The 20,271-nt window shown below is 73.9% G+C and carries 18 protein-coding genes and 1 pseudogene; 6 read left to right on the top strand and 13 right to left on the bottom strand.

Annotated elements, in window-relative coordinates:
* The first annotated feature begins 142 nt into the window (after nt 1-142).
* A complete protein-coding gene (locus GA0070558_RS01945; RefSeq protein ID WP_077938738.1) occupies nt 143-766 on the top strand; it encodes a DUF4870 domain-containing protein in 624 nt (207 codons plus the stop codon).
* A gap of 42 nt (nt 767-808) precedes the next feature.
* Here GA0070558_RS01945 and hemW read toward each other — a convergent pair whose 3' ends face one another.
* Complete coding sequence (hemW, locus tag GA0070558_RS01940) at nt 809-2,032, bottom strand: radical SAM family heme chaperone HemW (protein ID WP_176734062.1); 1,224 nt, start codon at nt 2,030-2,032, stop codon at nt 809-811.
* A 19-nt stretch (nt 2,033-2,051) separates the two neighbouring features.
* Here hemW and GA0070558_RS01935 point away from each other — a divergent pair, with 19 nt between their 5' ends.
* From GA0070558_RS01935 to GA0070558_RS01925, 3 genes are all read left to right on the top strand, one after another.
* Complete coding sequence (locus tag GA0070558_RS01935) at nt 2,052-2,834, top strand: enoyl-CoA hydratase-related protein (protein ID WP_091274908.1); 783 nt, start codon at nt 2,052-2,054, stop codon at nt 2,832-2,834.
* A gap of 193 nt (nt 2,835-3,027) precedes the next feature.
* Nucleotides 3,028-3,897 carry a hypothetical protein gene (locus GA0070558_RS01930; protein ID WP_043969225.1) on the top strand — a complete coding sequence of 290 codons (870 nt, stop codon included), beginning with the start codon at nt 3,028-3,030 and terminating at the stop codon, nt 3,895-3,897.
* 221 nt (nt 3,898-4,118) lie between these two features.
* Nucleotides 4,119-5,021, top strand: coding sequence for a phytanoyl-CoA dioxygenase family protein (locus GA0070558_RS01925; RefSeq protein WP_228986774.1), 903 nt, complete (start codon nt 4,119-4,121; stop codon nt 5,019-5,021).
* Between the two features lie 132 nt (nt 5,022-5,153).
* Here the strand turns inward: GA0070558_RS01925 and GA0070558_RS01920 are convergent, their stop codons facing one another.
* The 8 genes from GA0070558_RS01920 to GA0070558_RS01885 form a co-directional block, all read right to left on the bottom strand.
* Nucleotides 5,154-5,798 (bottom strand): MOSC domain-containing protein, encoded by a 645-nt coding sequence (locus tag GA0070558_RS01920; protein WP_091274906.1) that lies wholly within the window; start codon nt 5,796-5,798, stop codon nt 5,154-5,156.
* A gap of 126 nt (nt 5,799-5,924) precedes the next feature.
* Entirely contained in the window at nt 5,925-6,758 is an 834-nt protein-coding gene (locus GA0070558_RS01915) for a carbohydrate ABC transporter permease (RefSeq protein WP_043969224.1), read from the bottom strand.
* A gap of 11 nt (nt 6,759-6,769) precedes the next feature.
* On the bottom strand, nt 6,770-7,756 hold the full coding sequence (locus tag GA0070558_RS01910) for a carbohydrate ABC transporter permease (RefSeq protein WP_091274902.1): 987 nt from the start codon (nt 7,754-7,756) through the stop codon (nt 6,770-6,772).
* Complete coding sequence (locus GA0070558_RS01905; RefSeq protein ID WP_091274899.1) at nt 7,753-9,042, bottom strand: sugar ABC transporter substrate-binding protein; 1,290 nt, start codon at nt 9,040-9,042, stop codon at nt 7,753-7,755. Before GA0070558_RS01905 ends, GA0070558_RS01910 begins: the two co-directional genes overlap by 4 nt.
* A 213-nt stretch (nt 9,043-9,255) precedes the next feature.
* Nucleotides 9,256-9,537, bottom strand: coding sequence for a GlsB/YeaQ/YmgE family stress response membrane protein (locus GA0070558_RS01900; protein WP_091274896.1), 282 nt, complete (start codon nt 9,535-9,537; stop codon nt 9,256-9,258).
* Nucleotides 9,538-9,743: 206 nt separating this feature from the next.
* On the bottom strand, nt 9,744-10,031 hold the full coding sequence (locus tag GA0070558_RS01895; protein WP_043966762.1) for a GlsB/YeaQ/YmgE family stress response membrane protein: 288 nt from the start codon (nt 10,029-10,031) through the stop codon (nt 9,744-9,746).
* Between the two features lie 138 nt (nt 10,032-10,169).
* The gene (lepA, locus tag GA0070558_RS01890) at nt 10,170-12,047 is read right to left on the bottom strand and encodes a translation elongation factor 4 (protein WP_091274891.1); all 1,878 of its coding nucleotides are present in this window, start codon (nt 12,045-12,047) and stop codon (nt 10,170-10,172) included.
* Nucleotides 12,048-12,173: 126 nt separating this feature from the next.
* Nucleotides 12,174-12,707, bottom strand: a complete 534-nt coding sequence (locus GA0070558_RS01885; RefSeq protein ID WP_077938732.1) for a DUF4240 domain-containing protein — start codon at nt 12,705-12,707, stop codon at nt 12,174-12,176.
* A gap of 83 nt (nt 12,708-12,790) precedes the next feature.
* Here GA0070558_RS01885 and GA0070558_RS01880 point away from each other — a divergent pair, with 83 nt between their 5' ends.
* Both GA0070558_RS01880 and rpsT read left to right on the top strand, forming a co-directional pair.
* Nucleotides 12,791-13,783: a phosphotransferase family protein gene (locus GA0070558_RS01880; protein WP_256091706.1), complete on the top strand. Its 993-nt coding sequence runs from the start codon at nt 12,791-12,793 to the stop codon at nt 13,781-13,783.
* 285 nt (nt 13,784-14,068) lie between these two features.
* Nucleotides 14,069-14,335 carry a 30S ribosomal protein S20 gene (gene rpsT, locus GA0070558_RS01875; RefSeq protein WP_043966753.1) on the top strand — a complete coding sequence of 89 codons (267 nt, stop codon included), beginning with the start codon at nt 14,069-14,071 and terminating at the stop codon, nt 14,333-14,335.
* A gap of 898 nt (nt 14,336-15,233) precedes the next feature.
* On the opposite strand, the pseudogene GA0070558_RS01870 reads toward rpsT, so the two are convergent.
* From GA0070558_RS01870 to GA0070558_RS01855, 4 genes and pseudogenes are all read right to left on the bottom strand, one after another.
* A pseudogene (locus GA0070558_RS01870) lies at nt 15,234-15,573 on the bottom strand (hypothetical protein); the annotation flags it as partial.
* Complete coding sequence (gene holA / locus GA0070558_RS01865; RefSeq protein ID WP_091274888.1) at nt 15,570-16,550, bottom strand: DNA polymerase III subunit delta; 981 nt, start codon at nt 16,548-16,550, stop codon at nt 15,570-15,572. The gene holA and the pseudogene GA0070558_RS01870, both read right to left, overlap by 4 nt.
* A 123-nt stretch (nt 16,551-16,673) precedes the next feature.
* Entirely contained in the window at nt 16,674-19,091 is a 2,418-nt protein-coding gene (locus tag GA0070558_RS01860; RefSeq protein ID WP_091275532.1) for a ComEC/Rec2 family competence protein, read from the bottom strand.
* A 74-nt stretch (nt 19,092-19,165) separates the two neighbouring features.
* Entirely contained in the window at nt 19,166-19,951 is a 786-nt protein-coding gene (locus tag GA0070558_RS01855; protein ID WP_439709559.1) for a ComEA family DNA-binding protein, read from the bottom strand.
* Nucleotides 19,952-20,271: the final 320 nt, after the last annotated feature.

Here is a 20,271-nt window from a genome sequence, read left to right as displayed (position 1 = left end):
GCGGGAGGCCGGCCGGGCGCGCGCCGACCGGTCGACGGCCGCCCGGTGCGGGCCGCCACCTGCGTGGGCGGGCCGAACATCCGCCGCTCCGCGGCGGTGTCGCTCTGGTGCCCGCTTGCCCGCAACCCCTACCGTGACGTGCATGACTGAACCACCTCGCCCTCCCGGATCGGGCGACCCCGGCGGCTACCCGCCGGAGCCGAACCCGTCGGCACCGTACGGCTCGCCGGGGCACGAGCCCCCCACCGCACCACTGTCCGGGGCCCCCGGGGCGGGCGGCTATCCCCCGCCCGGTGGCTATCCGCCGCCCACCGGTGACCAGCCGCCGTCGGCCGGCTACCCGCCACCCGGTGGCGGCTTCCCCCCGCCCGGTGGCGGATATCCGACCGGCGGCGCGTACGGCGCGCCCTCCGGCGGCTACGCCAACAACGAGGACAAGACCTGGGTCCTGGTCGCCCACTTCGGCGGCGCGGCGGGGATGTTCCTCGGCGGTGGCGTGCTCGGCTGGCTCGCGCCGCTGATCGCCCTGCTCGCCCGGGGCAACCAGTCGCCGACGGTCCGCGCCCACGCGGTGGCGGCGCTGAACTTCCAGCTCCTCTGGTCGGTCATCGCCCTGATCGGCTGGATCCTCACCTGCATCCTGGTGGGGCTCCTGATCGGCTTCGGCGCCATGATCGTCGGCATCATCTTCGGCATCGTCGCCGGCATCAAGGCGAACGAGGGCAGCCCCTACCGCTACCCGATGACCGTCAACCTGATCAAGTGACCCCCGACCGGCCGCTCCCCCGGCCGGTCGGGGTCACCCCCGTCAGGGCAGCAGGTCGCGCACGACCGCGTCGGCCAGCAGCCGGCCGCGCAGCGTGAGCACCGCCCGGCCGGCCGCGTAGCCGGCCGGGTCGAGCAGGCCGTCGGCGAGGGCCCGCCGGGCCCCGGCGCGGCCCGCGTCGTCCAGCACCGCCAGCGGCAGCCCCGAGGCGAGCCGCAGCCGCAGCATGACGTCCTCCGTGTGGGCCTCGTCGGGCGTCAGCACCTCCCGGGCCAGGCCGGGCGACTCCCCCGCCGCCAGGCGCTTCGCGTACGCGGCCGGGTGCTTGACGTTCCACCAGCGCACCCCGCCGACGTGGCTGTGCGCCCCGGGCCCGAGACCCCACCAGTCGCCGCCGTTCCAGTAGAGCAGGTTGTGCCGGCACCGGCCGGCCGGCGTGCGGGCCCAGTTGGACACCTCGTACCAGGAGAAACCGGCCGCGTCGAGGGCGGCCTCCGCGGCCAGGTAACGGTCCGCCGCCACGTCGTCGGAGGGGTACGGCAGCTCGCCGCGCCGCATCCGCGCGGCCAGCCGGGTGCCGTCCTCCACGATCAGGGCGTACGCGCTGACGTGGTCCACCCCGGCGGCCACCACCTGCGCCAGGGACGCGGCGAAGTCGTCGGCGCTCTCCCCCGGCGTACCGTAGATCAGGTCGAGGTTGACGTGGTCGAACCCGGCGTCGCGGGCCTCCCGGGCGGCCTCGGTGGCCCGGCCGGCGCGGTGCCGGCGGTCGAGGATCGCCAGCACCCCCGGCGCGGCCGACTGCATGCCCAGCGAGATCCGGGTGTACCCGGCGGCCCGCAGGGTCTTCAGCGACTCCAGGGTCACCGACTCGGGGTTGGCCTCGGTGGTCACCTCCGCGTCGGCGGCCAGCCCCCAGGTGCGGTCGATGCCGTCGAGGATGCGGGCCAGGTCGTCGGCGGGCAGCAGGGTGGGCGTGCCGCCGCCGACGAACACGGTGTCGACCCGGCGCGGCGGGGCGTCGCCGAGCACCCGGGCGGCCAGCGCCAACTCGGCGAGCACCGTGTCGGCGTACGCCTCGCGGCTCGCGCCGCCGCCCAGCTCGTCGGCGGTGTAGGTGTTGAAGTCGCAGTAGCCGCAGCGACTGGCGCAGAACGGCACGTGCACGTACACGCCGAAGCCGCGCGCGCCGACGGCGCGGGTCGCGGTGGCGGGCAGCGAGCCGTCGGCCGGGACGGGCTCGCCTTCTGGAAGGACGCCGGGCATGGCCACTAGTGTGCCCGGCATGACCTCCACCGCCGCGCTCGTGCGGGTCGCCACGGCCCGTGGGGTGACCACCCTCACCCTGGACAGCCCGCACAACCGCAACGCGCTCTCCACGCCGCTGATGACCGAGCTGCTGGCCGGGCTGGCCGCCGCCGTGGCCGACGACGCGGTCCGGGTGGTGGTGCTCGACCACACCGGCCCGGTCTTCTGCTCCGGCGCCGACCTGAAGGAGACCGCCTCCGCGTACGCCAGCGGCACGGTCCCGGCCGGGATGCTCGGCGACGTGCTCGCGGCGGTCTGGGAGTGCCCGAAGCCGGTGGTGGCCCGGGTGGCCGGGCCGGCGCGGGCCGGCGGGCTGGGCCTGATCGCGGCGGCCGACCTGGCGATCTGCGCGCAGGAGGCGACGTTCGCGTTCACCGAGGTGCGGATCGGGGTGATCCCGGCGGTGATCTCGGCGACCGTGCTGCCCCGGCTGGCGCCCCGGGCCGCCGCCGAGCTGTACCTCACCGGCGACACCTTCGACGGGCGGCGGGCCGCCGAGATCGGGCTGGTCACCTCGGCGGTGCCGGCGGACGCGCTGGACGCGGCGGTGGCGCGGGCCTGCGCCTCGCTGGTGCGGGGGGCGCCGAACGCGCTGGCCGGGGCGAAGGCGCTGCTGCGCCGCCCGCCGGCGGCCGACCTGCGGGCCGGGGTCGCCGAGCTGGCCGCCCTGTCGACCGGGTTCTTCCTGTCCGACGAGGGGCGCGAGGGCGTGCTGGCGTTCCGGGAGAAGCGCGACGCGCGCTGGGTGCCGACGGACTGACCGGTTTCCCGGGCCGGCCGGTCGACTCCCGGGGCACCGAGCGGTTCCCGGGTCGGCCTCCGGTTTCCGGGCCGGGGCGCGGGGAAGGCGGACACGCATCGCGGCCGACCCGCCACGGAACGGAGCGAATCGGTCGGACGGGCCGGACGGCGGCGGCGGGGACGTACTCTTGGCGGACGCCGTCGAACAGGGGGTGCGGGTGCGAAGTCGGGCAGTCGTCGCGACCGGTGTCGTCGTCGCCGTGATCGCCGTGGTGGGGATCTGGCTCGTCGTCCGGCAGGCCGGCGGGCAGCTGCGCCTGCCGTTGTCCCTGACCAGCCGCACCTGCACGGTGCAGGCCGACGGCCAGGTGCGCCTGGACGCCGACCAGATGGCCAACGCCGCCACGATCGCCGCCATCGGCGTCCAGCGGAAGATGCCCGAGCGGGCCGTGGTGGTCGCCCTCGCGACGGCCTACCAGGAGTCCGGGCTGCGCAACCTCCCCGACGGCGACCGGGACTCGCTGGGCCTGTTCCAGCAGCGGCCGAGCCAGGGCTGGGGCACCGAGGCGCAGATCGCCGACCCCCGGTACGCGACCCGGAAGTTCTACGCCGCGCTCAAGCGGGTGCGCGGCTGGGAGAAGATGCGGGTCACCGACGCGGCGCAGAAGGTGCAGCGCTCGGCGTTCCCCGAGGCGTACCAGAAGTGGGCGGACGAGTCGGAGGTGCTGACCCGGGCGCTGCTCGGCGAGGCGACCGGCGCGGTGGCCTGCACGGTCGGCGCGACGCCGGTGATGCGGGGCGCGGCGGCCGCCGCCGCGCTGACCCGGGGCCTGAGCCTGGACTGGGGGCTGCCGGAGGCGGCGTCCCCGGCCGAGCTGACCGGCCTCGCGGTGCCGGCCGACGACCGGCGCGACGGCTGGCGGTACGCGCACTGGCTGGTCTCGCACGCCTCCGACCACGGCGTGAAGCGGGTGCGCTTCGCCGGCCTGGAGTGGACCGCGAAGGCCGGCACCTGGAGCCGGGTGGGCGACGCCCCGGCGAACGACGGCGAGGTGCTCGCCGAGGTCTTCGCCGACGCCTGAGCGGCTCGATTCTCCACACCGACGGTTACCGCACAATCCTCCATATCCGGCGAAAGCCGCCGAACAAGCACCTGATCTCACCCTCCGTGCCCAGACGGGTGCCAACGGTCCAGCCGCTCCCCCGCACCGTCGGGCGCGCTCCGCACCCGCCCGCGCGGGCGCAGTAGCATCGGCGTCCTGTGCCAGAAATGGTTTCACCTCATGGGGAGGGGTACGACGCGGTGTTCGATTACGACGGCCGGACCGGCTACGAACCGATCAGCGACACCGACCGCAAGGAGTTCCACGAGCAGGGCTTCCTCCTGCTGCGGAACGTGCTGACGGAGGACCACCGGGCCGCCCTGGAGGAGGCCGTCGACCGCGTGTACGCGGAGGAGAAGGCCAAGGGCAACACCACCAAGGACGGCACCCTGCACCTGCTGGGCTTCCTGGAGCGCGACGAGCTCTTCGGCCAGCTGCTGACCCACCCGATCGCCTTCCCGTACATGTGGGGGCTGGCCGGCTGGAACATCTACACCCACCACAACCACCTCGACGTCACCCCGCCGGCGCTGGAGCCGGAGAAGCCGTACTGGGGGTGGCACCAGGACGGGTACCGGCAGAACTCCGACCCGGAGACGATGGACCCGAACCTGCCCCGGCCGATGTTCTCGCTCAAGGTGGCGTACGTGCTCTCCGACCTGTCGGAGACCGGCCGCGGCGCGACCAAGGTGATCCCGGGCAGCCACCTGTGGAACTCGCTGCCCCGCCCGGCGGACCTCACGGTGCACAACCCGGACCCGGAGGGCACGGTGGAGATCACCGCGAACCCGGGCGACGCGTTCATCTTCGACCGCCGCCAGTGGCACTCCCGGTCGACGAACCTGTCGAACATCACCCGCAAGATGCTCTTCGTCGGCTACACGTACCGGTGGATCCGCCCGCTGGACGAGCTGCACATCGACACCGACGGCGAGTGGTGGGCCAACCGCACGCCGGTGCAGCGCCAGCTCTGCGGCGAGGGCACCCACACCGCCAACTACTGGGGCATCAACTGGAACGGGTACATCGACGACGAGATCCCGCTGCGCAAGGAGCTCAAGGAGCGCGGCCTGCTCGACCGCAGCATCCCCTGGCTCCGCTGACGGTGTAAGGAAGGGCCCCCTGTTAACGCATTCCGCATAGCAGGGGGCCCTTGTTAACGCCTGGGCACGGCGCGCGGCGCTCTGGCGCGGCGCTCGGCGCCTGGGGCGCGGGCCCTGGGGCCGCCGGGGCGGTCAGGCGTCGGGCGTGGCGAGCCGGCGTTCGACCTTCCGCCGCAGCGGCTCGGGCAGCTCGGGGACGTCGAGCAGCCGGGGCAGCAGCTCCGGTTCGAGGGTGCTCGCCCGGAACACCTCGCCGACGGTCACGCCGTGCGCCGGCCGCTCCACCACCTCCACCGGGTCGCCCGCGCCGACCTCGCCCTCCCGCAGCACCCGCAGGTACGCCCCCGGGGCGGCGCGCACCGTGAACCGCCTGATCAGGTCCGGTACGCCCCAGAACCCGGCGAACGTCCGGCACGGCGTGCGCGGCTTGGTGACCTCCAGCAGGGCCGACCCGATCTGCCACCGCTCGCCGACGACCGCCCCGGTCACGTCCACCGCGTACGTGGTCAGGTTCTCACCGAAGGCACCCGGCCGGATGTCGCGGCCCAGCTCGGCCGCCCACCACGCGGCGTCCTCCTCGGCGTACGCGTAGACGATCTGGTCGGGGCCCCCGTGGTGGGCCCGTTCGCCGATGAAGTCGCCGGCCACCCCGTCGACGCGCAGCAGCACCGGCCCGTCCACCGGCCGCTTGTCGATCCCGCTGCGGCCGCTCGCGTCGCCCGCCCACTCCGCCTCGGTCACCACGCCGAGGTTCACCGTCACCAGCCTGCCCGTCATGGCGACAGCCTACGGCGGCATCGCGGCCCGCCGATGCCCCGCCCGACGCCGCCCGCCCGCCCGACGGGGTGTGAGAAGGGGACCCTTCTCGACAGAATGCGTTAACAAGGGGCTCTTCCTTGCACCTCAGCCCTTGACGGCGCCCGCCACCAGGCCGGAGACCATCCGACGCTGCACCAGCAGGAAGAAGACGATCACCGGCAGGGTGAACAGCGTCGAGGCGGCCATCACCGGCCCCCAGGCGGTGTCGTCGCGGCCGAAGAAGAACGTCATCGCCACCGGCAGGGTGTAGCGGTCCTGGTCGTTGACGAAGGTCAGGGCGAAGATCAACTCGTTCCAGGCGGTGATGAAGGAGAAGATGCTCGTGGCCACCAGGCCCGGCGCGACCAGCGGGAACAGGACGCGGCGGAAGGTCTGGGCGCGGCTCGCGCCGTCGATCGCCGCGGCCTCCTCCAACTCCTTGGGCACGGCGGCCACGAAGCCGCGCAGCATCCAGACCGCGAACGGCAGCGAGAAGCCGAGGTACGTCAGGACCAGGCTGGGCAGCGTGTTGTAGAGGCCCAGCCGCTGGATCATCAGGAACAGCGGGATGACCAGCGCCTCCAGCGGGATCATCTGCACCACCAGCAGCATGATCAGGAAGCTGGTGCGCAGCTTGAACCGGAACCGGGCCACCGCCGTCGCGGCGAGCAGCGCGACCAGGCCGCTGAGCACCACGGTCGACACCGCCACGAGCACGGAGTTGAGGAAGAAGTCCAGGAACGTGACGCCGGGGATGAGGTTGCCGGTGAGGATCTCCCGGTAGTGCTCCAGCGTCGGCGCGGTCGGCACCGGCCGGGGCGTGGCCGAGAAGATCTCCCGGTTCGGCTTGAGCGACGTCGCGATCATCCAGTAGACGGGGAACGCCGCGAAGAGCGCCACCAGCAGGCCCGCCCCGTTGAGGGCGACCCGCTTCACCACCGCGCCGCGCTTCACGCGTCCTCCTCCTGCTTGAGCACCATCCGCACGTAGAGGCCGGTCACCACCAGCAGGATCAGCGTGAGGATGACGGCGATCGCCGCGCCCAGGCCGTACTTGGGGGGCGGGGAGAACGCCTCGGCGTACGAGTAGATCGACAGCATGAACGTCGGCCGGTCCTGGGTGCCGCCGGCCAGCACGAACTGCTGGGTGAACACCTTGAAGTCCCAGATCGTGGAGAGCACCACGAGGATGCCGAAGACGGGCCGCAGCAGCGGGAAGGTGATCTTCCAGAAGACCTTCCACGGGCCGGCCCCGTCGACCCGGGCCGCCTCGTGCAGCTCGCTCGGCACGCTCTTCAGCCCCGCCAGCACGCTCACCGCGATGAACGGGAACGAGTGCCAGACCACCACGAGGGTGAGGATCGAGAAGAACATCAGCGGCGAGTTGAACCAGCCGTACCCGGTCCAGTCGGCGCGGCCGAACAGCGCGTTCGACAGCCCGTCGGGCAGGGCGTTGAACAGCCAGGTCACCAGGCCCGAGGTGTCGTCGAACAGCCACTTCCACACGATGGTGCCGGTCAGCGCCGGGGTGGCCCAGGCCAGCATCACGCAGCTCGCGACGAAGGTGGCCATCCGCTTGCCGAGCCGGTTGAGCAGCAGCCCGACCAGCGTGCCGAGGATCATCGTGAGGGCGACGTTGGCCGCGGCGAAGAGCACCGTGTTGCGCAGCACCGTGCGGAAGAACGGGTCGCCGAGGATCTCGGCGTAGTTGCCGAGCCCGACCCACGGCCAGTCCCGGTCGCCGCGCAGTTGCCGGACGTTGTCGAGCCGGAAGAAGGACATCGCCACGACCTGGCCGAGCGGCCACAGCAGCAGCACGCCGATGATCGCCAGGCAGGGCAGGAGCAGCAGGTAGGGCAGGCGGTCGACCCGGCGACGCCGCCGCGCGGGGGTCTCCCGCGCGGCAGGCGTCTCCGGTGCCTGGGTCAGCGTGGTCACTTCGCGTTGAGGATGCTTTCCATCTCGGCGGCCGCGTCGGCGGTGGCCTGCTCGACCGTCTTCTGACCCTTGATGACCGAGCTGTTCATAGCCTGGGTCACCGTCTTGGTGCGGCTGACCTCGACCCACTTCGGGGTGAGCGGGGTCAGCCTGGTGTTCTGCAACGAGGTGGCGAACGCGGCCATGATCTTGTCGTTGGCGTACTCGCCGCCGCCGACGAGGTCGGAGTAGACCGGGAAGAAGCCGAGGCTGCTGGCGAACTCCTTGTCCTTCTGCTTGCTCAGCAGCACGGTCAGGTAGTCCCAGGCGAGGTCCTGCTTCTTGCTGTCCTGCCACAGGGCGACGTCCGAGCCGCCGGCGAAGGCCGGGGCCGGCTTGCCGTCCGGGCCGGGGATGGGGAAGGTGCCCCAGACCTTCTCGATCTCGGGGTTGTCCTTCTTGATGGCGCCGGCCTGCCAACTGCCGGCGAAGGCCATCGCCGCCTTGCCGGTGGCGAACTGGGTGCGGGCGTCGATCTCGTTCCACCCGGCGGCGGCGGGCGGGGCGACCTTGTGCACGGTGACGAGGTCGGTCCAGAACTTGACCGCCTGCTGGGCCTGCGGGCTGGTGTAGCCGGACTTCCAGGTGTCCCCCTGCTGGATGGCGATCTCGCCGCCCGCGCCCCAGAGGAAGGAGTAGAAGGGCAGCTCCGAGTTGCCCGGCAGCGCGATGCCGTAGGTGCCCGGCTTCTTGGCCTGCACGGCCTTGGCGGCGGCGACCAGCTCGTCCCAGTTCGTCGGCGGCTTGACGCCGGCCTCGGCGAACCAGTCGGTGCGGTAGTAGAGGGCGCGGACGCCGGCGTACCACGGCACGCCGTACTGCTTGCCGTCGAGCTGGGCGTTGCGGACGAGGTCGGGCAGGATGTCCTTGCCCTCGGGCCAGGCGGCGAACTTGGCGGTGACGTCGGCGAGCGCCTCCTGGGCGGCCCAGCCCTGGGTCTCGGTGTTGCCGAGCTCGGTCACGTCGGGGCCTTCGCCACCGGCGAGGGCCGCCTGGAACTTCTTCGGTGCCTCAAGCCAGGGAATGTACTGGACGACGACGTCGGTGTCGGGGTGCTTCTTCTTGAACTCGGCCTCGACGCCGTCGAGGAACGCCGTCTGCGCCTCGCTGCCCTCGCCCATCATCCAGACGGTCAGCTTGCTGTTGTCGGCGGCCTCGTCGTCGCCCGAGCCGCCGCAGCCGGCGAGCACCATCGCGGCCGACGCCACCACGGCGGTGACCGGGGCCAGCCGTTTCCACCTGTTCACGCCACATCTCCCTCGCGCCGTCCTGGCACTAACCTTCTCTGCCGCACCCTAGTAGGAAAAATTCCTTTACGACAGGGGGCGGGCGGGGGCGAGGCGACCGTACCGCAGGCGAGGAACCCGGGGGCAGCCCGACATCAGGGCAAAACCGGGCGTACGCGCGCGAACGGGCGCCCGGCCGCGGAGGCCGGACGCCCGTTCGTGCGTGCGGGGTGCTTACCGGTGGGTGACGCTGCGGCGACCGCCCACGCCCGCCACGACCGCCACCGCGATGGCGGCGACCACGACCTGGACGAGCAGCTCGGCCCAGTCGATGCCGGAGGTCTCGGTGGCGATGCCCATCGCCCGGGCGAGCACCGTGCCGAGCAGGGCCGCGCCCACGCCGATCAGCATGTGCAGCCAGATCGGCATGTTCTGCCGACCCGGGACGACCAGGCGGCCCAGAGCGCCGACGATCAGACCGACGATGAGCGCGGTGATGATTCCGACAACGGTCATGGTCGTTCTCCTCAGAAAGCTTAAAAGGTTTGTTCACTGTCGCGACCATCAAGTTCCCGAGCCGCCGGAAATTCAAACCCGTCATCGCGGCATGCGGTCAGAAAGCTGCCGCCGGGACACGTCCCCGCAGGCCAGGAGCGCCGGAAAAAATGCGAACGGGCGCCCGACCGCAATGGTCGGACGCCCGTCGAGCCAGCGATGTGTCGTTACCGGTGGGTGACGCTGCGGCGGCGGCCCACACCGGCGACCAGGGCCACGGCGATGGCGGCCAGCACGACCTGGACCAGCAGCTCGCCCCAGTCCACGCCGGCGGTCTCGGTGGCGATGCCCATGGCCCGGGCGAGCACGGTGCCGAGCAGGGCCGCGCCGATGCCGATCAGCATGTGCAGCCAGATCGGCATGTTCTGCCGACCCGGGACGACCAGGCGGCCCAGAGCGCCGACGATGAGACCAACGACGATGGCGGTGATGATGCCCCAAACGGTGAGCTCCACGGTCGCCCTCCTCCTCAAGAAGTGTCACAACGGTGTGTTGAAGCTGTCGTGACCGCTAAGTTCCCGAGGGCCCGAAACTCCAAACCCGGCCGGGGCGTTGCGCCCGGCCGGGTTCGTGTCACACCACCGAGGACACCCTCACTTCTTGCCGGCGGCCTTGCCGTCGCCGGAGTCGGACGAGAGGGCGGCGATGAATGCCTCCTGGGGGACCTCGACCCGGCCCACCATCTTCATCCGCTTCTTGCCCTCCTTCTGCTTCTCCAGCAGCTTGCGCTTGCGGCTGATGTCACCGCCGTAGCACTTGGCGAGCACGTCCTTGCGGATCGCCCGGATGGTCTCCCGGGCGATCACCCGGCTGCCGATGGCCGCCTGGATCGGCACCTCGAACTGCTGGCGCGGGATCAGGTTGCGCAGCTTCGCGGCGATGGTGACGCCGTAGTTGTACGCCTTGTCCTTGTGCACGATGGCGCTGAACGCGTCCACCGGCTCGCCGTGCAGCAGGATGTCCACCTTCACCAGGTCGGACGCCTGCTCGCCGGAGGGCTCGTAGTCCAGGGAGGCGTACCCCTTGGTGCGGCTCTTGAGCTGGTCGAAGAAGTCGAAGATGATCTCGGCCAGGGGCAGGGTGTACCGCAGCTCGACGCGGTCCGCCGAGAGGTAGTCCATGCCGAGCAGGCTGCCCCGGCGGCCCTGGCACAGCTCCATGACCGCGCCGACGTAGTCGTTCGGGGTCAGGACGGTGGCCCGCACCACCGGCTCGTACACCTCGGCGATCTTGCCGGTGGGGTACTCGCTCGGGTTGGTCACCACCAGTTCCTGGCCGTCCTCGGTGATGGCCCGGTAGACCACGTTCGGGGCGGTGGAGATCAGATCGAGGTTGTACTCCCGCTCCAGCCGCTCCCGGATGATCTCCAGGTGCAGCAGGCCGAGGAAGCCGCAGCGGAAACCGAACCCGAGCGCGCCCGAGGTCTCCGGCTCGTAGTCCAGCGCGGCGTCGTTGAGCTTGAGCTTGTCCAGCGCCTCGCGCAGGTTGGGGTAGTCGGACCCGTCGATCGGGTAGAGGCCGGAGTAGACCATCGGCTTCGGGTCCTTGTAGCCGCCCAGGGCCTGGCTCGCGGGCCGGCTGTTGATGGTGACGGTGTCACCGACCCGGGACTGGCGGACGTCCTTCACGCCGGTGATCAGGTAACCCACCTCGCCGACGCCCAGCGCGTCGGCCTTCACCATCTCCGGGGAGATGACACCGATCTCCAGCAGCTCGTGGACCGCGCCGGTGGACATCATCTTGATCCGGTCCCGGGCGCTGATCCGGCCGTCGATCACCCGGACGTAGGTGACCACGCCCCGGTAGACGTCGTACACCGAGTCGAAGATCATCGCGCGGGCGGGCGCGGCGGCGTCGCCGACCGGCGCGGCGAACTGCCGGACGATCTCGTCGAGCAGGTGCGGCACGCCGATGCCGGTCTTGCCGGAGACCCGGATGCAGTCCGCCGGGTCGCCGCCGATCAGGTGGGCCAGCTCCTCGGCGTACTTCTCGGGCTGGGCGGCCGGCAGGTCGATCTTGTTGAGCACCGGGATGATCCGCATGTCGTTCTCGAGCGCCAGGTAGAGGTTCGCCAGGGTCTGCGCCTCGATGCCCTGGGCGGCGTCGACCAGCAGCAGCGCGCCCTCGCAGGCGGCCAACGACCGGGACACCTCGTACGTGAAGTCGACGTGCCCCGGGGTGTCGATCATGTTGAGGACGGCCTGCTCGCCGGCCCGGTCGCCCTCCCGGATCGTCCACGGCATCCGCACGGCCTGACTCTTGATGGTGATGCCGCGCTCGCGCTCGATGTCCATCCGGTCCAGGTATTGCGCGCGCATCTGCCGGGGGTCGACCACGCCGGTGAGCTGCAACATCCGGTCGGCCAGGGTCGACTTCCCGTGGTCGATGTGGGCGATGATGCAGAAGTTCCGGATGCGCGCCGGGTCGGTGGCACCAGGAGCGTTCGCGCCGGAATCGAGCGTCGGTGGCACAGCGGTCCGTTCTGGTCGGCTGACGTGAGCGGGCCGGCGCGGACGCCAGCCCCCTCTATGCTCCCACGTCGCCCCCGGGGCGGTCGGATCACTCCTCCCGGCGTCCCACCGGCCGCCGGCCCCGGCTCACTCCTGCGGGGCCTCGACGAACAGGGCGGCGAGCTTCGGCAACTGGCGGCGGGCCTCGTCCTCGTCGTCGAAGTCCCAGAACTCGCCCAGCTCCGGATAGGGGACCTCCTCCACCGGCGGCAACTCGGCGGCGGTCGCCTTCCGGTACGCCTCCTCCGCGACCGTCAGCATCGCCTCCGCCTCGAACTCCTCGCCGGTGAGCGCCGCCTGACGGATCTTCGGCAGCTCGGCCAGCGAGTCCGGGTCGGCCACGGCACGGGCGAAGACCTGCCGACCCTGGGTCATCAGCCAGCCCCGGAAGTATTCGAACCCGTCGTCGGACGCGCCGCCGTTGATCAGGTAGGCCGCGCCCCAGAGCTCGGCCCGGTGGGACGCCGCCATGACCCGGCGCTGGTGCCGCGCGTACCCGATGATGTCGGCGGCGTCGCGCTCGGCCAGCAGCGCGACCGCCCGGGCGGCGACCGCGCCGGCCGCGCCGCCCCCGCCGGCCCGGGCCTGGTCGATCAACTGCCAGAAGTCGTCGGTCCTCATGGTCTGGCAGTCTGGCAGAGCCGTCCGACGCCGGCGGGCGACACGGTACGGCGGGAGTGGGCGGGGTGGGGCAGCATGGGCGGGTGACCCCGATCGCGCTCCCCCCGGTGTCGTACGACGCGACCGCCCACCGCCCCTCCTGGGCGGAACTGCCGGCGGGGCTGCGGGCGGCGGTGACCGCCCGGCTGGGCGCGCCCGTGTCGGAGGTGAAGGTGGCCGGCGCCGGGTTCACCCGGGGCTTCGCCGCCCTGGTGGCGGGCGCCGACGGCCGGCGCGTGTTCGTCAAGGCGGCGTCGCTGACCGAGCAGCGTCACCTCGTCGACTGGTACGCCCGGGAGGCCGCCGTGCTCGACCGGCTCCCCGCCGGCCTGCCGGTCCCCCGCCCGCGCTGGACGGTCTCGGCGGCCGGCTGGTACGCCCTCGGCCTGGACGCCATCGACGGCCGGACGCCCACGCTGCCCTGGGCCCGCGCCGACCTCGACGCCGCCCTGGCCGGGTACGCCGAGGTGGCGGCGGCCCTGGCCGACCCGCCGCCCGAACTGGTCGCGCTCGGCCTGCCCCGGCTGGCCGACCTGGCCCGGGAGGACATCCTCTGGTGGGGCGAGGTGGCCGCCGGCCGGGAGCCGGCCCCGGACCTGCCGCCCGGGACGCGGCGGCGGCTGCCCGACCTGGTCGCGCTGGAGTCCCGCCTCCCCGGCTACGCCGCGCACGGCGGGCTCGCCCACGGCGACCTGCGCCTGGACAACGTGCTCGTCGACCCGGCCGGGCGGGCCTGGTTCTGCGACTGGAACTGGCTCTGCCACGGGCCGGCCTGGTTCGACCTGGTCAGCCTGCTGATCACCGCCCACGCCAGCGGACTGGACGCCGACGCGCTCTTCGCGGGGCACCCGGCGACCGCCGGGGCACCCACGGACGCCCTCGACGTGACACTCGCCGCGTTCTCGGGGTACCTGCTCACCTCGGCGGCCTCCGGCCCGACGGACGCGTCCCCGCACCTGCGGGCCCACCAGCGCTGGAGCGGTGAGCGGGCCCTCGGCTGGCTCGCCGCCCGACAGGGCTGGGACCTCGCCGCCTGACGCCGTGGGGCTCGCCCGCCGCCCGACCGCGTGAGGCTTGGTGCCGCACGGGGCTGGGCCGCGTCACCCCGGCGGGGCCCGGCCTGCCGCGCCCTGCGGACACTGTCCGGCCTGCGGTGCCCGGCCTGCGGTGACCGGTCCGGTGGAGGCCCGGCCGGCGGGGGCGCGAAGGGCTGTTTTGGCTCGTCCCGACGGACCTGGTAACCTGGCTCTTCGCGCAGCGATGACGCATGCTCGTCGCGCGCACAAGCAGACCAACCCGAGCTATCAAGACGAGGCTGTCGCGTGGCGAACATCAAGTCCCAGATCAAGCGCAACCGGCAGAACGAGAAGCGCCGGCTGCGTAACAAGTCGGTCAAGTCGTCGCTGAAGACCGCCATCCGGAAGTTCCACGAGGCCGCTGAGGCCGGTGACGCCGAGAAGGCCGCCGTTCTCATGCGGGACGCCTCGCGCAAGCTGGACAAGGCGGTCAGCAAGGGCGTGATCCACTCCAACCAGGCGGCCAACCGCAAGTCGGCGATCGCCAAGCGCGTGGTCTCGCTCTCCGCCTGACGCGGCGAACACAGACCTGAGCCGGAAGCCCCGGGACCACCGGGGCTTCCGGCTTTCCGCGCGCCTGCCCGCCCGGCGCGGGGCCTTCCGGCAACGCAGGCGCTGCCATGTCGGCGACACGAGTGCCCGTCATGTAGGCGGCGACGCGAGTGCCGTCATCCAGGCGGCGACGCGGGGCCTTCCGGCGACGCGGACGCTGCCATGTCGGCGACACGAGTGCCCGTCATGTAGGCGGCGACGCGAGTGCCGTCATCCAGGCGGCGACGCGGGGCCTTCCGGCGACGCGGACGCTGCCATGTCGGCGACATGGGGCCTTCCGGCGGCGCTGATACCACCATGTCGGCGACATGGAGTCGATCACCTCAGTCCGCCACCGGCCCGCGAGGATCGCGCGTCCTGGAGGATCGCCCCGTCCCCAAGGATCGCCGTGCCGAAGGATCGCCCCGTCCTGGAGGATCGTCCTGTCCCGGAGGATCCCGCTTCCCGGGCCGGGAGTCGGATCACCGGTCGGGTCGGGTCTCCTCCACCCAAGGCGCCGGGCCGAACCCGGCGAACTCGGAGCCGACGAACCGAGGGTCGGCGAACTCGGAGCCCACGAACCGGGGATCGACGAACCGGGGATCGACGAACCGGGGATCGGCGAACCCGGGGCCGACCGATTCGGGGCCGACCGATTCGGAGTCGACGAGAGCGTCGGGGCCCACGCCCGGAGCCACGGACGGTCCGCCAGACCGCACGCTGCTGATGGCGACCCGGCCCCGTGCACCGGCCGCACCGGCTGCGCCAGCCGCGCTGGCGTGGCCGCCGGCACCGGGCACAGTGGCGCCGACGTTCCGGGCCGAGGCACCAGGGTTCCCCAACGGGACACCGGCACCGCCGAACGGGTCGGCCGCACTCCGCACCGAGGCGCGGCCGACGACGGGCTCCAACTGCCGGCGGAAGCGGTCCCGCTCCTGCTCGGGCACCAGGGCGGCCGTCCGGACCACCAGCTCGGCCACCATGTCGTTGAGCTTGACCATCACGGCCACGGCGGCGGGCAGGACGAGCACCGCCCACCAGGTCACCAGCTCGGCCAGGGCGAGCAGGGCGGCCAGCGAGACGGCCCCCTCGAAGAAGAGGAAGCAGAGCACCCCGCCGGGGTTGACGAACCGCAGGCCGAGGGCCCGGGCGTAGAGGGGGCGGTACCGCTCCTCCTCGGTGGGCACGGTCGCCCACGACGCCCGGACCGGCCGGTTCACCGGGCGCCGCCCTGCCGGGCCGCCGCGACCGAGAAGACCGCCCGCTCCAGGGCGTACGCCCGGTCGTCCGAGCCGCCCTTGACCGCCGCGTTGCACTCGGCGGCCGCCTGCATCGCCCGCACCAGTCCCTCCGGCGTCCAGCCCCGGGCCCGCTGCTGGGCGCTCTTGACCTTCCACGCCGGCATGCCGAGGCTGCTGGCCAGCTGGTACGGGTCGCCCCGCCCCGCCGCTGCGACCCGGGCGACGGTGCGTACGCCGTCGGCCAGCGCGTCGGCGATCGGGACCGGGTCGACGCCGACGTGCAGCGCCCAGCGCAGCGCCTCCAGCGCCGCCGGGACGTCGCCGACCATGGTGGCGTCCGCGACGGTGAAGCCGGTCACCTCCACCCGCCCCTTGTAGTAGCGGGCCACGGTGTCGGCACCGATCCGGCCGTCGGTGTCGGCGACCAGTTGGGAGCAGGCGGCGGCCAGCTCGCGCAGGTCGGTGCCGACCGCCGCGATGAGCGCCTCCGCCGCGTCGTCGGTGCATCTGCCGCCGGCCCGGCGCACCTCGTCGCGGACGAAGGCCACCCGCTCGCGGTGCCCCTTGAGCTTCGCCGCCGGCACCACGGTCGCGCCGGCCGCCCGCAGCCCGTCCGCGAACGCCTTGCCCTTGGCCGCCCCGAGGTGCAGCACCACGAGGTGGACCTCGGGGTCGGGGTTCTTCGCGTACGCCAGCAGAGCGGCGACCAGGTCCTTGCGGGCGTCCTGACCGGAGCGCAGGACCAGCACCCGCCGGCCGCCGAACAGCGACGGGCTGAGCATCTCGGCGATCTCGCCGACGGCCAGTGCTCCGGCCTGGTATTCCCGGACGTCCACGCCCGCGTCGACGGCGCGGACCCGGGCCACCGCTTCGGTCACCGCGCGCGTGGCGAGCAACTCCTCGTCGCCGAGGACCAGCAGAATGGGGGCGAGGTCGGGCGCGGTCACGCCGCCCATGTTCGCACGTCCCCTCCGCCGCGCGTGCCTGCTCGTCGAGCCCCGTGACGCCAGACCCCGCACTCAACGCAAATCTAGACATTCAACTCTCTCCACCATCAATGCCGCCAATGCCCTGGGGTCTCACGGGCGTTGTCCGGGCGGCACGCCCCTGACCACCACGGCCATGCTGTCGCCGCCACCGCGGACCACCGCCACGTCCCCGTCGGTGTCGGTGCGCAGCACCCGGGCACCGCCGCGCACCAGCCGGGCGAGAACTGCGGCGTTCGGGTGCCCGTACGAGTTGCCGGCGCCGACCGGCACCAGCGCGACGCTCGGCCGGACGGCGTCCAGGAACGCCGGGTCCTGGTACGCCGACCCGTGGTGGGCGACCTTCAGCACGTCGGCCCGTACGCCGCCGGACGGCATCCGGTCGAGCAGAGCCCGCTGCTCCTCCGTCTCGGCGTCCCCGGCGAGCAGGATCCGCACCCCGGCGACCGTGGCCCGCAGCACCAGCGAGTTGTTGTTCGGATCGGACCGGGTGCCCCGCAGCGGATACGGCGGCCCGAGCACGACCAGTTCCACCCCGCCGGCCCGGTACGCCCACCCGGCCGGGGCCGGAGCCAGCACCGCCCCGCCCGCCGCCGCGGCGGCCCGCACCAGGTCCCGCCCGGCGGCGGGCTCGGGCCACTGCGGGGTGCGTACCGCCGCGACCCGGCGCCCCCGGAACACCCCGGCGACCCCGCCGGTGTGGTCGACGTGGAAGTGGCTGAACAGCAGCAGCGGCACCTCCCGTACGCCGAGCCGCCGCAGGCAGCCGTCCACCGCCGCCGGGTCCGGACCGGCGTCGACCACCACCGCCCGGCCGACGGCGACCGGCAGCACCAGCGCGTCGCCCTGGCCCACCGCGCACGCCACCGCCACCCAGCGGTCGGGCGGCCAGCCGCCGGCGACGAGGCGGACCGGCAGGGTGCCGGCGACCACCGCGACGGCGACCACCGCCACCAGCCGGCGCACCACCGGCCGCCGGGTGGCGACCAGCAGCGCCACGGTCAGCCCGGCCAGCAGCAGCGCGCCCGGCACCCCGTCCGGCCAGGGCAGCGTGCCGGCGGGCAGCCGGGCACCGTACCGGGCGACCGTGACCAGCCACCAGGCCGGCCAGCTCGCCAGCCACGCCGCCAGCTCCGCACCGGGGGACCAGACCGGGGACAGCACCGCCGCCGCGACGCCGAGCACCGTGGCGGGCGCGATCGCCGGGACGGCCAGCAGGTTCGCCGGGACCGCCACCAGGCTCACCGTGCCGGAGATCCCGGCGACCACCGGGCCGCAGGCGAGCTGCGCGGCGGCCGGCACGGCCAGCGCCTCGGCGAACCCGGGCGGCACACCCCGCCGGCGCAGCCCGTCGCGCCACCCGGGGGCGAGCAGCAACAGCCCGGCCGTGGCCAGCACGGACAGGGCGAACCCCGGGTCGCCGGCCAGGTCCGGGTCGAACAGCACCAGCGCCGCCACCGCCGCGGCCAGCGCCGGCAGGGCGGCCCGGGGCCGGCCGGCGGCCAGCGCCGCCAACCCGATAGCGCCCATGGTGGCGGCGCGCACCACGCTCGGCGAGGGGCGGACCAGGATGACGAAACCGACCAGGGCCAGTACGCACAGCCCGGTGGCCACCCGTGGACCGGCCCTGGCCCACCGGGCCAGCAGGAGCACCGCGCCGACGACGATCGCCACGTTGGAGCCCGAGACGGCGTTCAGGTGGGTCATGCCCGTCGTGCGGAAGTCCTCCTCCACGGCCGGCAGCAGTCGACTGGTGTCGCCGACCACGAGGCCGGGCAGCAGCCCGCCCTGCTCGTCGGGCAGCGGCTCGCAGACGCGTTGCAGACCCGCCCGGAGGGTGCCGGCGGCCCGCTGCGACCACGGGGGCGGTCCGTGCGGCGTCGGCGCGCCGCGCACGGTGAGCACCGCGGCGGTCAGGTCGCCGCCGCGCGGCGCGCCGAGTCGCCCCTCGGCGGTCAGCCGCTGCCCGGGCAGCAACGCCCGCCACGCCGGGTCGGTGGCGAGCAGCAGAACCCGCAGGGACGCGACGACCCGCACGCCGTCGGGGCCGGTCAGGGCGACCGACTCGGCCCGGACCAGCAGGGTCGCGGGGCGGCCCGCGACGCCGCGGACCGGGCGCGGGTCGGCCCGTACGACCAGGTCGGCGGTGACCGTGGCCCGGTCGTCGACGAGCGCGCGGACGGCGGGGGCGTCCCGGACGCCGAGCCGGGCGGCCGTCGCCGTCGCCCCGCACACCACGCCGAGCAGCACGGCCACGGCGATCCACCCGTGCCGCCGGACGGGGCCCGCAGGGCGTCCCAACCGGCCGAGCAGGTGCGCCGCGACGAGCGCGGCCAGCCCGGCCGCCCCGGCGGCGAGCAGCGCCGCCGACCGGGCGCTCAGGTGCAGGCTCGCCAACGCGGCCAGCCAGGCGGCCACGGCCAGCCCGGCCAGCCGCAGGTCGGGCCCGTCCCCGGCACCGGCGGCCCGCTCGGCCGGCGGATCGCCCGCTGTCCCGACCCCGGCCAGCAGAGCCCCGGGTGCGGTGACGACCGCGCCGCCGCGGCCTGCCGACGCATCCGCCGCCGGTGCCCCCGCGCTCCCGCTCACACCGTCACCAGTTCCTTGAGCTGCTCGTACCGGGAGTCGCCGATGCCCTCCACCTGGCGCAGGTCGCCCACCGAACGGAACCCCCCGGTGCGGTCGCGGTGGTCGAGGATGCGCTGGGCCAGCACCGGTCCCACCCCGGGCAGCGTGTCGAGCTGGGCGAGGGTGGCCGTGTTCAGGTTGATCAACCCGGCCGGGGCCGCCGCACCGGCGGCCGGCTGCCCAGGTGCGGCCGGGGCGGCACCCGGCTGACCCGGCGGGGCGGTGACACCGACCAGGATCAGCTCGCCGTCGGCGACTTTGCGGGCCGGGTTGAGCAATGCCACGTCGACGCCGGGCAATGCGCCGCCGGCGGCCTGCACCGCGTCGCCGACCCGCGCGCCCGCCGGCACCCGGACCAGCCCGGGGCGGCGTACTTTGCCGGCGACGGCCACCACCAGCTCACCGCCCGGCGTCGGGGCGGCGACCGGCGCTTCCGCCCCCGGTGTCGCGTCGAAGCCGGCGGCGGCGGACGGCTCGGCCCGGACGGGTTCGGCCTGCGGGTGGGAGCGCCACGCCCAGAAGCCGGCGGCGAGCACCACCGCGACAGCGACCGCCGCCAGCGCCCGCACGCCCCGCCGGCCGGGGTCGAACGCGCCGGGCCCCGGCAGCCGCGACGACCACGACGCGGACGCCGGTTCGCCGTCGGGGCCGAGCGTCGACTCGCCGGAACGCCCCGAGTCGTCGCCGCCGAGCAGGCCGTCGCGCCCCAGACCACCGCCCCCGGGCGAACCGGCGCGCCCCAGACCGTCGTCTCCGGCCGAGCCGGACCGGCCCAGGCCAACGCCCCCGAACGAGCCGGACCGACCCAGAGCGTCACCCCCGAGCGAGCCGGACCGGCCCAGAGCGTCACCCCCGAGCGGGTCCCGGACGGGAGACGACGCGCGGGCGATCCGTCGGCCCGAGCCGGGGTGCCGTTCCCCCGGCCAGGGCACCGGCCGCTCGATCATCGGCCCGTCGGCGAGCGGCCACCGGTCCTCCGGCGGCACCACGACGGCCCGCCCCACAGCAGGCCCACCCGTCGGTCCCGGTGCCGGCGGCGGTCCGGCCGCCTCGGGCCGCCCGC

Origin of the sequence: Micromonospora haikouensis (assembly GCF_900091595.1) — a bacterium.
Lineage (GTDB): Bacteria > Actinomycetota > Actinomycetes > Mycobacteriales > Micromonosporaceae > Micromonospora > Micromonospora haikouensis.
This window is presented reverse-complemented; position numbering and strand designations above follow the sequence as displayed.